12 protein-coding genes are annotated in these 17,067 nt (G+C 47.0%); all 12 read right to left on the bottom strand.

Features of this window, described 5'->3' with window-relative positions:
- Positions 1-10: 10 nt before the first annotated feature.
- Positions 11-940 (bottom strand): ABC transporter permease, encoded by a 930-nt coding sequence (locus ACFQZT_RS21515; protein WP_379303199.1) that lies wholly within the window; start codon positions 938-940, stop codon positions 11-13.
- Positions 941-1,301: 361 nt separating this feature from the next.
- On the bottom strand, positions 1,302-3,602 hold the full coding sequence (locus tag ACFQZT_RS21510) for a helix-turn-helix domain-containing protein (RefSeq protein WP_379302897.1): 2,301 nt from the start codon (positions 3,600-3,602) through the stop codon (positions 1,302-1,304).
- Positions 3,603-3,670: 68 nt separating this feature from the next.
- A complete protein-coding gene (locus ACFQZT_RS21505) occupies positions 3,671-4,666 on the bottom strand; it encodes a hypothetical protein (RefSeq protein ID WP_379302895.1) in 996 nt (331 codons plus the stop codon).
- Positions 4,657-6,033, bottom strand: a complete 1,377-nt coding sequence (locus ACFQZT_RS21500) for a glycosyl hydrolase family 95 catalytic domain-containing protein (RefSeq protein WP_379302893.1) — start codon at positions 6,031-6,033, stop codon at positions 4,657-4,659. The genes ACFQZT_RS21505 and ACFQZT_RS21500 overlap by 10 nt, the downstream gene beginning before the upstream one ends.
- Before the next feature lie 136 nt (positions 6,034-6,169).
- Positions 6,170-8,473, bottom strand: a complete 2,304-nt coding sequence (locus ACFQZT_RS21495; RefSeq protein WP_379302892.1) for a glycoside hydrolase family 95 protein — start codon at positions 8,471-8,473, stop codon at positions 6,170-6,172.
- 86 nt (positions 8,474-8,559) lie between these two features.
- Positions 8,560-9,207, bottom strand: coding sequence for a bifunctional 2-keto-4-hydroxyglutarate aldolase/2-keto-3-deoxy-6-phosphogluconate aldolase (locus ACFQZT_RS21490; RefSeq protein WP_379302891.1), 648 nt, complete (start codon positions 9,205-9,207; stop codon positions 8,560-8,562).
- A gap of 12 nt (positions 9,208-9,219) precedes the next feature.
- Entirely contained in the window at positions 9,220-10,200 is a 981-nt protein-coding gene (locus ACFQZT_RS21485) for a phosphotriesterase family protein (protein WP_379302890.1), read from the bottom strand.
- A gap of 129 nt (positions 10,201-10,329) precedes the next feature.
- Entirely contained in the window at positions 10,330-11,175 is an 846-nt protein-coding gene (locus ACFQZT_RS21480; protein WP_379302889.1) for a carbohydrate ABC transporter permease, read from the bottom strand.
- Positions 11,175-12,056: a carbohydrate ABC transporter permease gene (locus tag ACFQZT_RS21475; protein WP_379302888.1), complete on the bottom strand. Its 882-nt coding sequence runs from the start codon at positions 12,054-12,056 to the stop codon at positions 11,175-11,177. The genes ACFQZT_RS21480 and ACFQZT_RS21475 overlap by 1 nt, the downstream gene beginning before the upstream one ends.
- Positions 12,057-12,141: 85 nt before the next feature.
- Positions 12,142-13,527: an ABC transporter substrate-binding protein gene (locus ACFQZT_RS21470; protein WP_379302887.1), complete on the bottom strand. Its 1,386-nt coding sequence runs from the start codon at positions 13,525-13,527 to the stop codon at positions 12,142-12,144.
- 107 nt (positions 13,528-13,634) lie between these two features.
- Positions 13,635-15,263, bottom strand: coding sequence for a response regulator (locus ACFQZT_RS21465; protein WP_379302886.1), 1,629 nt, complete (start codon positions 15,261-15,263; stop codon positions 13,635-13,637).
- Positions 15,256-17,061: a sensor histidine kinase gene (locus tag ACFQZT_RS21460; RefSeq protein ID WP_379302885.1), complete on the bottom strand. Its 1,806-nt coding sequence runs from the start codon at positions 17,059-17,061 to the stop codon at positions 15,256-15,258. Before ACFQZT_RS21460 ends, ACFQZT_RS21465 begins: the two co-directional genes overlap by 8 nt.
- Between the last annotated feature and the right edge of the window lie 6 nt (positions 17,062-17,067).

Here is a 17,067-nt window from a genome sequence, read left to right as displayed (position 1 = left end):
CCCCTATATTTCACCAAATACTTGTGTCAGATAATCGTTTAGCTATCATGTTTACCACAAGGAGAAGGATCAAATTAATCATGGAATTAAACAAACCAACCGCCGTTGCAAAGCTATAGTTAGCGTTCAATAATCCAATTTGGTAAACATAAGTTGCGATAATTTCGGAATTTACTTTATTGAGCGGATTTTGCAGCAAATAGATCTTTTCAAACCCGATGGACATCACGCTGCCCACATTTAAAATGAAAACAATGGTGATCGTCGGCATAATGCCAGGCAAATCGATATGACGGATTTTCTGAAAACGCGATGCGCCGTCTACCTTCGCCGCCTCATAAAGTGCCGGATCGACTCCGGCCAGCGCAGCCAAAAAGATGACCGCCGAATAACCGGCTGTTTGCCAAATATCTGACCAAACGTAGATCGAACGGAACATCCCGGGTTCGCCGAGAAAATTGATGGGCGGCAGGCCCATATGGTGCATGGCGACATTCACGAAGCCCAGCCTAGGCGCCAGAAAAAGCATAATGATGGATACCATAACGACTGTGGATATAAAGTATGGAGCGAAAGAAACCAATTGAACCAGCCGCTTAAACTTGCCGTTGCGTATTTCATTCAGAGCTAAAGCTAACAAAATAGGGATTGGAAACCCGGCGATTAATAAATATCCGCTAATCAAGATCGTGTTTTTCATTAACGTCCAGAATTGCGGGTTATCGAAAAACAATTTGAAATGTTTGAACCCCACCCACGGGCTTCCCCATATGCCTTTGGTGACGTTATAATCCTTAAATGCCAGGACGGCATTCAACATCGGATAATATTTAAAAATAAGAAAAAATAATAAAGGCGGTATCACAATGAGATACAACTGCCAATGTTTTTTTAAACTCTTTGCTGCTGTGAAGAGGAAGCCTCCCCGTTCTTTAGCCACTACTGGATTCGGTTCAATGACAATCCCTTCTTCCAAAATACTCCCCCCTAAATACACCACTCGTAATTTCTTGATAGCGCTTTCTATATGGCTGATTATAGGGGGGGACAGCGCTCAACGTATAGGTACAATTGCGTCGTTTTGCGAACAAATAACCCGATTTACCAGGGTATTTTCCCCTTTCGAGCATCCATTTATCGCATTCCGGCTCTACAGGACAAAAAAAGAGGCTGACCCAAAAGTAGATAAATCTACTTTATGTGACAGTCTCTTTTGTACCCGACTTACATCGTTTCGCCACGCTTTAGAAGCTTTAATTTCGCTGTGCGGGGGAGTTCCCGCGCACCAGCGTAGTCTCTATTCATTGTTCTACAGATTGTCTGAACGAGCTAGGCGAAACGCCCATAACCCGTTTAAAGGCCCTGCGAAACGTATGTGAACTGTTATAGCCGACATGCGAGGCTATTTCATCCACACTATACGTGTTTCGCTTTAATAAGTCAGCGGCGTGGTCCATTCTCACTTTTTCCAAATGATCCGATAAATTCGTCCCCGTCACCTCTTTAAACAATTGAGAGATGTATTTCTCAGGTCGCTCCACTTTCTCGGCAATTCGATATAAATTCAAATCCGGATCTCTATACATTTCTGCAATATAGTCATTAATTTGCTTTACTGTTTTAATATGGACATCGTTCTTTTTACTAGTAATAAGACCGCACATCATCACCATAATTTCACTGATCTCATGCTGAATCAGTTCTATGGCTTCTTGCGCTTGGATGCCGAGGATCCGATTTTTGATTTTCTCAAACATATTGGATTCCATCAGCGCTTTTTGATCGAGCAATTTGAGCAACGTGCCTTTCAATTCCCCGATGAACTGAAGCTTCATCACCATGGAGAGCTCCCGGTTTCGTGTATTTTGCTCGATCATGGACTGAACGATTCGTTCGGCCTCATCGATATCTCCAGCTCGGATCGTACTAATTAAACGGAGCTCCACATCCAAGGGATAGTAATACGTCTGAGTCTCTATCCTTGTATCGCTGAACCAAACGATTCCTGTTCTATTCATATACACGGCGTATTCCAACGCCTGTCTTGCTTGTTCATAAGATCGGCTAATCTCCATAACGGAAGCAAAGGAATCGCTTAGTGCTGCAGTAATGGTAACCCGATATTCGTTAAAGGCCGTATAGGCGAGTGCAGCGACCAACCGTTCGATTTCATCCTTGCCGACTTCCTCGCCCTCCTCTTGCGGAGTGAGGATGGCGACTATACGATCGGAGCCCAAATCGGTCATATGAACATGCATGTAACTGCTGACATCGAGTAAAATCTGCTTCAAGATCAATCTGGCGGCATTCAGTTCGTTGAGAATTTCAACGCTGTCCAAGCCGGAATAGCCATTGATTTGCAAGATTCCTGTATATCCGGCATTCAAGTTAAGTCCCGTATTCGCCTGAGAAGCGGCGGAAATAATCGCTTCCCTGGATTGAAATTCTCCCGCAATCAGCCTTTTCAGAAAAGCATCTTGGATCAAAGGAAGCTGACGATTCAGCTCGGACTCCAGACGCTTGTTATTGGTAATGATATTGTGCATGTTCCCTTGCAAAAAATCGTATTCATTACGCCCCACCGCTGCATCTTTGCCAAACTGCTCCTTCATCACGCTAAGCAGCCTATTGATCGGCACCGTATTTCTATAGGATTGCATAAATCCGAGGAAAAGCCCGATAAACAGAGCAACACCGGTCACAGACCATGTAATGTATTTAATTCTGTTCGCATTTTCCATTAAAACGTATCGTGGAATTCCCGTACTGTATACCCAGCCGGTTGATTGGGAGCGGATCGTGATCACAAGGTCATTTTTATAAAATTGGCTGACCTTCTCTTTATCGAAACGGCTATCCGCCGACAATTGATCCATGTCATGCTGACTAATCCCCTGCAAACTAATGGTTTGACCCCGCGCATCGCTGATATAGGTCCACCCGCCATTATCCTCCCTTTGACCGGATAAAAGGCTGTTAATGGTTTGTTCATCGATGATCGTAACAACCGTTGCCGGCGGGGAATCGTTAAAGCTGTCTAATGGGAGAGACTGCATAAAGGTGATTGCATTGCTCTGCACGCCATTGTTGATGAATGGGCTCAGCGGCATCATTTCGCTTCGGTGCGTTTTTTCCAAGACGTTCTTTTTCCACTCATCCAACGACAGGTTGTTGTAATGTGAGGTCTGATAATAGTGTTCAGGTCGAAAATAAGCATTCCCCGGTGTGAGGATGACATTAAAATTATTCAGATAAATGTAAAAATGTTTCAAAAAATCGTTAGTTTGGCTGTATGCCTTAATATCTCTCGTTATTTTCCATATTCCGTATACATTCGCTTTTTCATCCACCATTTTTTCGTTCAAGAGCACACTTAAATCTTGATTTAAAGCCAGCTGTCTTGTAAAACTTTCCACCTCAGCTATTCTCCGCTCCAAAATTTCTTGGCTCTTTTGAAGCTGCGTCACTTTATTCTCGATGGATATCGATTGCGTGACGGCGATTGCCGTACGGTACGACATGTAGCCGGCTATGCTTGGTATGATCAAAATAATGATATAAGAGATCAGAAATCTTCGAAATAACCGTGAATATTTTGGCATAGTGCAATTCTCCCTTCCAAGTTGGAAGTTTCAGAATGCTTCTCTTCTGTAGTAGGTTCAACCAGCATTTATGCCCGTATTAACCGTATATGCTCACCTTTCATCGTTGCCATCGTAACGATATGTCCGTCCCATATTTCTTCCCCGCTGCCGATGCTGCGTATACACCTTAGTCCATTTTCCCATGGATTGTAGAGACGAAGCTGTGAACCCGCTTCACTATAGATTTCAATCCATTGGATGTCACCCTGGCTAACGTTAGCGCTTACAAGGAAACCGCCGACTGCACGCAGCGTGGTAAACTCAGCTTTCTTATCCAAAGACCAGTTGGGAAAAAATCGCAGGATGCCATTATAGCTTTGCAGCAAGCACTCATTGATCACAGCGGGCAGCGCGAAGTTTTCAAACCAAATGCCCATCCCTCTCATATATTCAAAATCCGTCGTATCCGAATATCTCCCGCCGGTTTGCAATAATTTGTCCGTGCAGGTTCCGTTCGGCAGCAAGCAGTAAGCAATTTGGCGTTTAAAACGCTCCAAATCGAGTTGCCCCAACCGGGCACCGGCCATATGATAGAAAACCAAATCGTTGCCACCCTCATTGCGGTGATTCCGATAAGAGTTTACTGCGATTTCATATTGCTCCGGCGCCGAATGCAGACCATGGTCCTCACCCGGAAATATGGTCGCCACGCCGTTCGGCACATTATACACGACTTCCGGATCTTCGCCCGGAACAGAAACGAATACGTTTCCCCGCTGCGATTCCGCGGTCGGATAGTCCGGAAAATGATGAAGGACATCTTGGATCTCTGCGAGTAATCCAGCCTCTTCCACGCTTCGCCCGAGCTCTTCGCACGCTTTTGTGAAGGCATGAAACAAAAACTTCGTCAATGTTAAGTCGACGATACAATCGCTGTTTTTCTTGAAGCCGGGCGTTAGCTCATATAACTCCGGTACGACGGTCGGAAAAATATGATAGCGGTCATCGCCCCATGCCTCTCCATGCGTTTCCGGCCGCTTCATATAATCGACCATAAACAGTACGGCATCTTTCATAGGCATGAAAGCACGCTCAGCAAGGACAAATAATGCCACCAGAGACTTTGCACGGTCCATGGCGTTTCGCAAATTTCCCAGCCCCAGTGCGGAACCGGGTAAGGCATCACATTCATGTTCACCGGATATGCGGAATGAGGAAAATAAGCACCGCGCAGGACATAATACTCCCTAGCCCACTTTCGGCTGATCGGAAGGATATGATCGACCATGTTCACGTAAGCCAAATGTTTATCTGTATGGTTGCTTGAAAACGCCAGCCAAAACGGCTGCTGCGTATTATAGTTCATATGGTAATCGCCGTGCCAATCGGCCCCGATTTTGCCATAGCTCCAATTCGCAAACAAGCCCGGGCAAGTAGCCTCAGGTTTAACGGAACAATGGAAAAAGTATAAATTCCTGTACCAGATTTGCTCCAGAAATTCATCTTCCAAAGCAACGCCCGAGCGGGACCAATATTCCTCCCAATTGTCCGAAGAACCCGAAAAAGCTTGTGCAAAAGACTCGTTCGTCGGAGTATCGATAGGTATTATATGTTCGCTAATGACAGACTCAAGTCCTTCTTCCAGCTGGACACATACAACAAAACCATCACCTGACCCAAGGCGCAGTTCCAATTCATTGCCGCTTTCCAGTACCGGAATCGATGATGAGACTCGCGCTGTTAAGCGGAATGCCCGGTCAAGAGGATGACCCGCTTGCACCTCTTCTTCCAGGCAAGAGAACGGCAAGGTCTGGCAGAACGCCAACTGCTTGTTAGAAGCGTCGGTTGTAGAACGATACGAAGGAATTTCCTTAGGCGTGGAAGGGTCCGGAATAAGCTTCAATCGATTGATGAACGAGGTAACAGATCCAGGATGCCTATTCGTATCCTTCATAGCAACCCAAAGGCGATCTGTTTGTTGGTCGACAAATACTTGCAGCGTGGCGGATACCCCTTCAACCAGGAAATGGATTTCGCACAGTCCATTATCGATCTGCAAGGAATGTCCCAGCACTTCCGTAGTCCGCTGGTCAAAGCCCAGCAACAAGGACCCGCACGGCATCGGACGCGGATAAGGGAAGTTGTAATTCTCGCTTGTCATGGTCACATAGTCGCGGTACCAGGCATCTTCACTTAACGATGTGTAATGGTCCGGGATTTCCTTCAGTCTGGCAAATACATGATTGAAGGTTCCAATCTGATCCTGATGGTTTTCCGCAATCCGAATATCCCATACATTGTTATGTCCAAAATGAATAAGCACCGAATCGGGCCGGGTCGTAACAACCGCACCGAGCCCTCCGTTTCCTAATAGTGCCCCTTCAAAAAAGTTTACAGCCGGACGATCATAAATAATCGCATGCTTATGCGCTTTCTCCTGTGTATTCAACTCTTCAGCCCCCCAATTGTACCCTCACGCACATCCATCTCATCTTATATGATAGCGCTTACCACATGATGATTATATGGAATTCATGCATGAACGCCTAGGTACAATTGGGTTGTTTAGCATACAATTTTCCTTCTTACCGCCTTGTCACATGCAGTTCCTTGTCAATGACATAGACATTTCCAGGCTCAAGAACGATACTAACCGTTTGATCCCGATAACGGAGATACGTCGGCAACTCTGAGAAGGCCTGGATCGTGGCCTCTGCCAAATCCCCATTTTCCCAAACCAAGTTCACTTCAGCATTACCCTTCACCCGTAGGCCAGCAACCTTCCCAGTATGCCACTTCTCTGGAAGTGCCGGCAGCATTTGAATTTCTCCGGCATGGCTTTGCACTAGCATTTCCGCTATGGCTGCCGTACCCCCAAAATTTCCGTCCACGACAAATATTTTTGTCTCCGCCCCGGCAATCCCCGGTTTGGAATACGTCAGCAAGTTATCAAAACACAATTGACCGATCAGATGTGTTAAATGTTTATACGCATTTTCACCATCCTGCAATCTGGCAAAGCTGGCTGCGAAGGAGGCAACCGTGAACTCAACATCCTCCAGCTCTTCACGCTGCATCCGGTTTTCCAAAGTTCTTCTAGCGGCAGCACTCAGCTCCGGCGTTCCTCTTAACGTGATTTGACTGCCTGGATATAAGCTGACCAAATGGGACAGATGCCGATGATCGGGTTGAGCTTCTACATAATCTTCAAGCCATTCCTGTAATTGTCCCTGCTTTCCTATACGCAGTGGGGGCAGTAAAGCGATGGCGTTTTTCAACCTTTGTTGCCACTCGGAATCGACTTCCAGCAGCTCGGCCGCTTCCAAACAGAAGACGAATAAGTCCCGCACGAGCACTTGATCAAGCGTAGACCCCATCGACAATTGGTGCTCGCTGTCGTCTACATAGAAGCTGTTTTCCGGTGAATTCGACGGGCCTGTTACGAGCCAGCCATATTGCGGATGGATGGTCATGTAGTCAAGAAAAAAGGCTGCCGCTTCTTTCAATACCGGATACGCCCGCTCAGCCAAGAACTCGCGATTCAAGCTGAATTCATAGTGTTCTCGCAGCTGGGATGCAAGCCATAAGCCGCCAGTCACATTCAATCCCCACGAAGTTTCCCATCCGGGGGCTGTAAAGCCCCATGCATTCGAAAATACATGCGCCACCCAGCCTTCGCAACCATAAAATTGCTGCGCTGACGTTCTGCCTGCAACCGCCAACCGCTCCATATAAGCCACCAAAGGAAGATGACATTCCGCCAAATTGCTCGCTTCCGTTGGATAGTAATTCATTTGCGTATTGATATCCATATGGTAGTCGCAGCTCCATTGCATACGGTTGGCTTCGCCATCATTCCAAATGCCCTGCAAATTCAATGGCAATGGGGAGTCAGCCCGCGAACCGGAAATCATTAAATATCGCCCGTATTGATAAAATAATGCAAATAATTGCGGATCGTCGTCTTGACCATTCTGGAGAAGCCGAATTCTTGCGTCGGTTGGCAGATGGGAAGAGCTTGATTGACCTAAGTCCATATTCACCCGGGCGAACAAGCTGCGATAATCGGCAATGTGGTTTTCTTTGAGGCGTGCATATCCTTGAGCCACGGCTTGTTCCAATTGGCGCGCAGATGCATGAAGCCAGTCCTCATCGCTTTTCCTATAATCTGTATTGACGGCAAAATAGATACAGGCCTCGTCAGCGTTACTTACCACAACTTGACCGTCTTGAACCAGAGCGGTTCCACCTTGAATCACCACTTTAAGCATCCCTTGACAGAACACGCCGCACTCCCCGTTGCTGTGCATGGTTTCGGTCGCTTGCCCCTTAAAGATAATCGTATCGTCTCCTTCCGGCCAGCTAGTAAACTGATCCGTTAGGCCTTCCAATCCAAGCGAAAATGAAACCCCACCCGTTTGCTCACTCCACAGTCGAGAAGCCACAATGTTATCAGCGTGTGAGGCGAACATTTCCCTTTTCAGAATATTCCCGTTTGCTTTGTAAGCAGTATGTATGAGAGCGTTATCAAGATTCAGCTCACGGTAGAAATCATCTGCAAAATGCCCGGTATGCACAATGAGTTGACACAACGGCAAATTGGTTCCGAAGTTCTGCTTTTTAGGCTGCAGCATACGCTGGGCTAGTTCTTCTCCACGTTTGTAATCCCCTGCGAAAAAATGCCGCCGCATCTGATCAAGATCGGTTTTGTCGTTTGAATGACTCTCGATCCGCTCTGATTGCCCTGACCAATAAGTGACTTCTGTCATGCTCCAGATTTCCTTATCGCTTCCCCCATAAATAACGGCTCCCATTCGCCCGTTACCGATCGGAAGTCCTTGCGACCAGTCCAAAGCAGCGCTGGAATACCAAAGTTTCATATCTTCCATGTCAAATACCCCCGAAAATTGATTGGTCATATATTATATATCGTGTATGATTTAATATTATCACCCAGAATTAGCAGTGTAAAGATTCATCCTTTGGATCGAGCCTTCTCGATCAGCTCCAAGTACGCTTTGGCAATATCCGTAATCGCCTGGTAATCACCGGTTTTTGCTCCCGCCGTTAAGCTTCCTCCGACTCCTACCGCCACTGCTCCTGCCTCGATCCATTGCGACACATTCTGGAGCGAAACACCGCCTGTCGGCATAAGCTGGGCGTGAGGCAGCGGACCCTTGACGGCTTTGATAAAGGCCGGTCCGAACAGCTCGCCCGGGAATACCTTAACGATATCCGCCCCGGCTTCCAAACATTCGGCAACTTCTTTAATGGTCATGGCTCCGGGCATGATTGGCACCCGATAACGGTTGCAGAGCGTCACGGTATCGACATTCAAATAAGGACTCACGATATATTGCGCCCCAGCCAAAATAGCTGTTCTAGCGGTTTCAGCGTCAAGTACAGTACCCGCCCCAATCAAAAATTCCTCGGGATTGAATTTCTTGGCTAACGAAGCGATGATCCTGTCCGCTCCCGGTATGGTGAAAGTGATTTCAATGGACTTAACGCCGCCTGCCATGCATGCTAATGCGATCTGCTCGGCCTGTTCCTCATGGTCTGCCCTTACGACAGCGACAAGGCCGCCTTGTTTGATTTTAGATAAAATCTGTTCTTTTTCCATAGTATCTGCCTCCTAGTTAAGCCTTATGGTTTGGCTTGAGCTTGATCTTATTGCAAAGGCGTTAGCGGGGTTGTCAATCATCATTAGGCGGATGTGTTCATCCCTAATCCCGGTTTGTTTCAATAACGGCATGAAATGCGCACGAATAAAGTCCAAACCGATCTTCCCGCCGTAGCTCTTCAACCGTTCTCGTGTGGTATCCAGCCCTAGTAAAACCTGCTTCTCCAGCCCCCACTCCATCATTTGACGAATAAGAAGCGCTTCCTCCTCGTCCGAATGGTACTTGTAACGGGCAATCGTATCATACTCCAGATAAACGCCCATTTCCCCGAGCTTGCGATGAGAGGCCAACTGATCCAGCTTTCGATCCAGATGACAAATGATGATTTGCCCGGCAGGAACGCCAAGCTCCAGATACATATGCACCAGCGTTTCAGCCTGCGCGTACGATTCAATATGGCAAAGAATCGGTGCGCCTGTACGGATCGCCGCAGACGCAGCTGCGCGAAACCACCTTTTATCGGGATCGTTCATCCGATCCTCGTCCATAGCGGTTTTGATCACGCCCGCTTTGGCCGACATATGGTTGTCCGGTTCCGCAGCGTCTGTTCGAAGGAACATGCCTGCCGTAAGTTCATGTACGAATAGGTCAGTAAGTCGGTCCTGTTCGTACTTGCGTATCCAGTGGTCATCATGGTAAAAACTCAGTTTGTGAAAGCCCGTCGAAGCGACGATATGAATGTCCGTAGCTAACGATGCCTCCAAGAGCCATGATTCGATTCTCCCGCAGCCTAAAGGCTGGGCGTCGACAATAGCCCGGCCGCCGCAGCTTTGAAAAAGCAGCAGCTCCTCTACGCTTCTCTGATAATCGTCAATGCACAAAGCCGGATTCAAAGAAGAAGGTTGCCCGGGAGCAAGAAACAAGTGTTCATGGCTATGGCAGAAACCGAAGTCCTGCTTGGCGACTGGACCTTTGACGGTTTGAATTTGCATACAAAGTTAACCTCCGGTTCATTAAGAATTCTAAATGATAGCAACGAAAAAGAGCCGCCATTTCGGCCATTAGCCTTCGTGGACAGCTCTCGCTAAAGCTGCTGGCAGCACCTTAGTCGGACATTTTGATCAGCCCTTAACCGCCCCCGCAGTCAAGCTGCTCGTAATCTGTTCTGTGAAAAGCATATACAGTAGAACGGACGGCAGCGCAATCACGGTCATGACTGCAAACTGAGCAGCATAGTTGGATGCATATTCACCGGTAAACTGGATCAACGAAAAAGGCAACGTCTTATAAGTATCCGTTCGTATGAAGGTGACCGCCATAATGAATTCGTTCCAGGTATTTAAGAAGGCTAGAACGGCGACAGACGAAATCACCGGTTTGGATATCGGAATGATGATACGGAAGACAACCCCAAGCAAGTTCAGTCCATCAATGACAGCTGCCTCCTCGATCGCCCGAGGCGTCGTTTCCAAAAACCCGATAAAGATAAACACGCTTATAGGGATTAGAAAAGCAATATTCGGTAGAATAACGGCAAAATACGTATCGATTATTTTGATTTTGTTGAATATGAAGAAATTCGGCAAAAGCGTTGAATACAGCGGTACGATCATGCATATCATGACAAGGCCTGCCAAATATTTATTCCATTTCCAGTCAATTCTTGCGATCACATAGCTGAGCATCAGGGAAACGATGACGGTCACCGCAATAACAACCACGGCAACAATCGCACTATTCAGCAGGTAGGCAGGTACGTGACCAAGCTTGAATGCGTCAGCGTAATTTTTCCATTGAAAGGGACTCGGCCATTTTAAAATATAACTGCCGAAGAAATCCCCGCTTTTCAGGAGCGAAAAGTTAATCATCCAAATTAATGGAAATAGTTGCGCAATCGCGACCAGTGCCAGACAGATAAAAAAGAAAATTTGCACCAAACGCGTATAAGGCTTCGATAAAGTCCTCATCAGAATTCACCTACATCTTTCTTCAGCAAGCGATTCATTACTAATGTAATGAGCAGGCAGAAGATAACGAATAGAACGGAAATCGCACTTCCGTAGCCGAATAAACCGTCGCGGAATGCCTTGGAATATAAATAAGTCGCCAAAAATTGCGTGCTGTTAGCCGGTCCGCCCCCGGTCATTAAGAAGACCGTCTCCATCTGCTTAAATCCGGCAACGATGGCGAGGACAAAGTTAATTCGAATGACAGGAGACAATAATGGAAGCACGACCCGCGTATTGTACTGCCATTTGTTGGCGCCATCTACAACCGCCGCCTCATACAACTCAGAAGGGATCCCTTTGATTCCGGCATAGTAGAGTAGATAGGCATAACCAAAACCTTGCCACATGGCCACGAAGATAATAGAGAAAATAGCGATATTCGGATTCCCTAACCAGTCTTGTTTCCAAGACGACAAGCCCATGTCCGTCAGAACCCGGTTCACCAGCCCGTATTGAACGGACAAAATGCTCACCCACATTTGTGAGGTAACGAATGTCGAAATGATAGACGGGATGAAGATGACTACGCGTAAAAAACGTTCCCACTTGCCGGTATGAGGAGTAACGGTCGCCATGAAGATGGCCAGGGGGTGCTGCAGCAGGATAAAGGCTAATCCCAACAAGACTGCATTGCGAAGCGAACTCCAGAATACCGGATCGTGGAAAAAAATCTCCTTGTAATTATCCAGTCCGAGGAAGTGATAATCCACCCCGTCGTAATTCGTCAAGCTTAAGTAAAGCGCGACCAGAATTGGCAGTAAGATCAAGCCTAGGATGAAAACCAGTCCCGGCACGATCAACACAACAATATTCCGTTTCTCCATCCAAAGTTTGTTCATGTCCTCAACCACTTCCATTTCTCTCTGTGAGAGGGAGCAAAACCTCCAGTTCCGTTTTGCTCCCGGTCCTTATCAATCAATTGAATTATGGATTCAATTCTTTGTTTGATTTATCAGCAATGGCGTCGATGGCTTCAGCGAATTTCTCAGGCGTTAATTTGAGTGCCAGTAATTCTGTAATGGCATCCAGATAACCCTTCGATGTAGAAGCGGAGAAACGGTCTTGCGAGTTCGCTCCGCTGAACACTTTAGCGGATTTGAGAATGTTCGTCAGATCCTTCTGAATTTGCGTTTCCTTGCCCGTGTTGAACTCGTCATAAGCTTGCGCCGGGAACGTAATGCCGTTTTGCCAAACCGTTTTGGCCCAGTTCTCCTTCTTGAACATCCAGATGGCGAATTTCTTGGCTTCATCGGAATTTTTCGATTTGCTGGACACACTGTATCCGCCGCCAAACCATGCCAGAAGATCCGTTGTCGGGCTCTTGCCATCGTCGGATGCCGGATAAGGAATGGCAATCATGTTGTTGCGGACATCTTCCGGGAAGTTCGTATCGGTCGATACTCCCATCTCCCATTCACCCATCAAGTACATGGCTGCTTTGCCTTGACCAAATAAGTTTCTGGCTGCGCCGTAGTCCAGATTCAGGAATCCTTCGCCGAATAAGCCGCCCTTCACCATATCCTGCAATTTTTTCGCTGACGTAATGACAGCCGGATCCTTGAAGGAGCCTGAACGGTCGATCGCTTTGTGATACAAGTCGAAACCGCCGGATTGACGGGAGACGACGGCGTCAAACAGCAAGCCCAGCGGCCAGGAATCTCTTCCATCAAGCGCCATCGGCACAACATCGGAGCCTTTTAATTTCTCAGCAATTTTGAAAAGATCGGCTTCTGTTTTCGGCGGCTCCAGGCCATGATCGGCGAGCACTTTTTTATTCACATAAAGCACCAGGAAATCGGTATTTTTAGGAATGCCGTATATTTTCTTGTTTAGCGTAAAAGAATCAAAAGCCGCGTCGATAAAGCCTTGGCCTGCAAAATCTTCCTTGGTGAAGGTGACGAGGGCGTTATTCTTCACCAAAGGCCCGAGATAGCGCGCGCCTCCCCACATCATGGTCACTTCCGGAAGACTATCCGAAACGTTGTAAATTTTCAGTTTATCTTGGAACTGCGGATCTGGAGAAAGCGTTTCCACGGTAATCTTAATATTCGGATTTTCTTTCATATACTGGTCAATCAAGAGCTGCTCAGCCTTCCCTTGACCGCTTCCGCGATCCGGGTTATTGCTGAAAAATTTGATCTCGGCTTTCTGGCCGCTGTCCGTCTTTTTGTCCGCGACGGGCGTACTGCTCGCCGTGCTTGCGGCTTTATCCGTATTGCCGTTCGATGCCGCTTGATCCGGTTTCCCGCAAGCCGTGGCGAGGCCGGCAAACATCAAAATGACCGTAACCGTACTAAGTAACTTTTTCAAAAGAACCCCTCCTTGATTGTTGTATCTTGCAACAGCGCTGTAATTTCATTATAGAATAGGCTCTTTGGTGGCATAACCTATGATTCTTCGGTAAAGCTGTATGTTTATTAGAAGCCATTTTGCTTTTTGTACTGGGAAGGCAGCATTCCTGTCCATTTTTTGAAAAAGCGGACAAAGTGCGCTTCGTCATAATAGCCGACCTGACGCGCGATCGTGTACACTTTCCCATTATCATTTTTAAGCAAATGCTTCGCTTTATCGATTCTAAACTGATGCAAATAATCCAGAAAATTAATTCCCATTTCCTGGCGGAATAACGTAGACAAATGCGATTGGGAAATGAAAACCTCTTCGGCGATCGCTTTCAGTGTCAAATTCGTCATGTATTTTTCTTCGATCAGCGAAAGAACGTACTGAATGGTTTTATGAAGCGGTTTTTTTGTATGTCTGAGCTCGACAAATTTCTGAATGACAACGGTCAGCAGCGTCGACAATTCTTCGAACGTTTCCTGGCGCTGCACCTGCTCCGCAAAGGCTTCGAACTGCTCCACAGACGCTTTGGCGGAATCGCCGTTAACAGCTTTAATCTCTTTCATCAGTGCGTTAATAAAGGAGTACGTGTGCAAATGGATGCGTTGGATGGAAAGATCCTGCTCACGGAACGTGTTCAGCCACTCCTCCACTTCCACCACAAAATCTGAAAAATTACTGGCAGCGATGTATTCGCGAATTCGCCGCTCAAAGTCAGCGAAATTTTCCTGAAATTTGGACGCATCCTCCACTGAAGGCTCGGGCTCTTTAGCCTCCGATGCCATAAACAAGCCGCTTGTTCCATGAAAAAAACGACGCGTCAGCGCCTCATTTGCCTTCCGATAAGAATGGCCGATCTCTGCCAGACTAGTCACGGATCCCACTCCAATACTTACGCTTACTTTTAAAAAGACTGCCAAATTGCGCTGTATCCTTTCAAGACTTGCCTGAATTTCATTATGCGTCATTTTTTCCGGCACATTGGCAATTAAAATAAACTGTTCCTCCAGGGTCAAGAGCTCATGATTGCCCGTGAAAAGGTCGCCGATGCTTTCTACCATGATGTTTGAAGCCGCATAACGGATTAATGGCAGGTCGGATTCACGGTAGGCGAGAGTTTTTAATTCCTTTGTATCGAACCGGAATACAATAACCTGAGTCGGCTTGTTCTCGAGCCAAATACCGTATTCCGCGATTTCCGCCAGACAATTTTCCAAATTGTGCGGCTGGGAGGATCGCAGCCATTTCATTAATCTATCCTCTTTGATCGTTTGGATGTTGGCATTCCACTGGCGTTCCAATCGATCAACTTGCCGATCCTGACTCCGCTTGCCGACCAGCTTGCTTTTCGCTCGCGCAATAGCATCGCGGACCTGTTTGGGATTGCAAGGTTTAAGAATATAATCGAGCACGCCGAGTTTAACCGCCTGTTGCGCATATTCGAATTCGCTGTACCCGGTCAAAAGCACAGGAATGAGATCCCAGTTTCGCTTGGATATTTCCTCAACAAGTTCCAGTCCCGACATCTGCGGCATGCGGATATCCGTGAGTACAATGTCCGGCACATCGGCCTCCATCATCTCCAAGGCTTTGCGGCCGTTGGAAGCCGTTCCCGTAATAAGAATGTCCTCCGATTCCCAATCGATCATCGTGAGGATTCCTTCTCGAAATGCCGGCTCGTCTTCCACGATAAACAACTTATGCATCTCGCTCAATCCTTCCTTGATCCAGAATTCCGTTCATGTCGATTTTTATTTTAACGGAGGTGCCGAAATGGAGCCGGCTGTTGAGCTCGATAGCGACCCCTTCTCCGAAATGATTTCGCAAACGCTCTCTCATGTTCGATAAAGCAAAGCCTCCGGCATTCTCAGCAGGACCGAAGCGCTTCTCCGAGCGTCCGGCTGTCCTCAGCCGCTCCAGCGTATCCGCTCTCATACCTGTGCCGTTATCCGTCACCTCGAACATGAGCTGCTGTTCCATTTTACGGATAGACAGATGTATAAAGCCCTGTCCTTCCATCTGCTCGATCCCGTGGACGACCGCGTTTTCCACAAGCGGCTGCAGGAGCAGCTTAGGCACGCGGAGCTGCTGGAGACCCTCCTCCACTTCAATTGAATACGTCAGCTTATCGCCAAAGCGGATTTTACTGAGGAACAAATAATTTTCAACGATCGTAAGTTCTTTCTCAATCGTGATAATATCGGCGCCCTGGCTCAAATTGAAGCGGAAAAATTCGGACAATCTTTGAATCATGTCTGCGGTCTTTTCGGCTCCTTCACGGTAAGACATCCAGGTAATGGAATTCAGCGTATTATATAGAAAATGAGGATTGATCTGCGACTGCAGCATCCTCAGCTCAGCCTCTTTTTGAGATATTTCGGATGCATATACATCTTGAATCAATTCTTTAATTCTCGTCACCATGATATTGTACCCACTGCCAAGCTGACCAATCTCATCTCTTAGTTCAATGTTAACGTGCTGGTTGAAATCTCCCGCTTGAAATTCACGCATCGATTTCAACAGCCGCATCAGAGGATTGGAGAATAGTTTGGAGATGAGCCAGCTGAACGGCACGTTGATGAGGAGAATCATCAATACAAATCCGATCGTCAACCAGCGAATTTGATTCAGCTGCTTAAGCTCCTCGATCTTCGGCTGTATCACAAGCACATGCCAGCCCGTCGCTAAGGAAGAAGAATGAGAAATCAACCATTGTTTTTCGTAGCTGCCCCAATCCACTTGGCTGAACGGCACATGATTATAGTAAGGAAGCTCCGTGAACGCATGGCCGCTCCACCTGCCGTCAGAATCGGAGAGAATCGTCCCGTCCTCATTAATCACGATTATCTCAACATTATCACGTGCGGGACCGAACGATTTGCGAAAATCCTCCTCGGTCATGCCAATGATCATCAATCCTTCCTTTTGCAGGCTTTCCGGATTCACGAGCACTTTGCTGTAAAACACCTTCCTGCGCTGGTCGCCAATAAACAGCTTCATCGGCCCTTCTTCTACTCCCCAAGCACCTTTGACAACCTGGGACACCGTTTGGCGATAAATATCGCTGGTTTTGTACGCATCATAACTAATAATTTCGTTATTATTCAAACTGTTAAATTTAATCGTAGGATGATTTTCCGAGAAAATCAGAAGGGATTGGAAAAACTGCCGGGTGCTGAGCAGCCGGTTAATCATCGAGTTTACCACTTGAGCGGAATTGTAGCTGGCTTCCGGAGAGAGCAGGTCATGCAGCTCCGATGAAAGCGACAAATAGCTGTAAATATCATAGATATCTTTAGCCAAGTAATCCAAGTGGGAAATCGTTTGAGAGGAAATGTTGTTTTGCGCTTGGGCAATCTTGTCCAGCACTTGGTTCGACGCGGTTACATAAGAGATGAAACCGATGCTTCCAGCCGAAACGATTAAGAGCGGCATGAACCAGAGCTGAAACTTCATACGGATTGGGAGCTCTAAATAGATCTTTTTGATTCTTGCCAACATGATGTT

It is taken from the genome of Paenibacillus sp. GCM10027628 (genome assembly GCF_042676385.1).
In the GTDB taxonomy this organism is placed as follows: Bacteria; Bacillota; Bacilli; order Paenibacillales; family NBRC-103111; genus Paenibacillus_E.
This window is presented reverse-complemented; position numbering and strand designations above follow the sequence as displayed.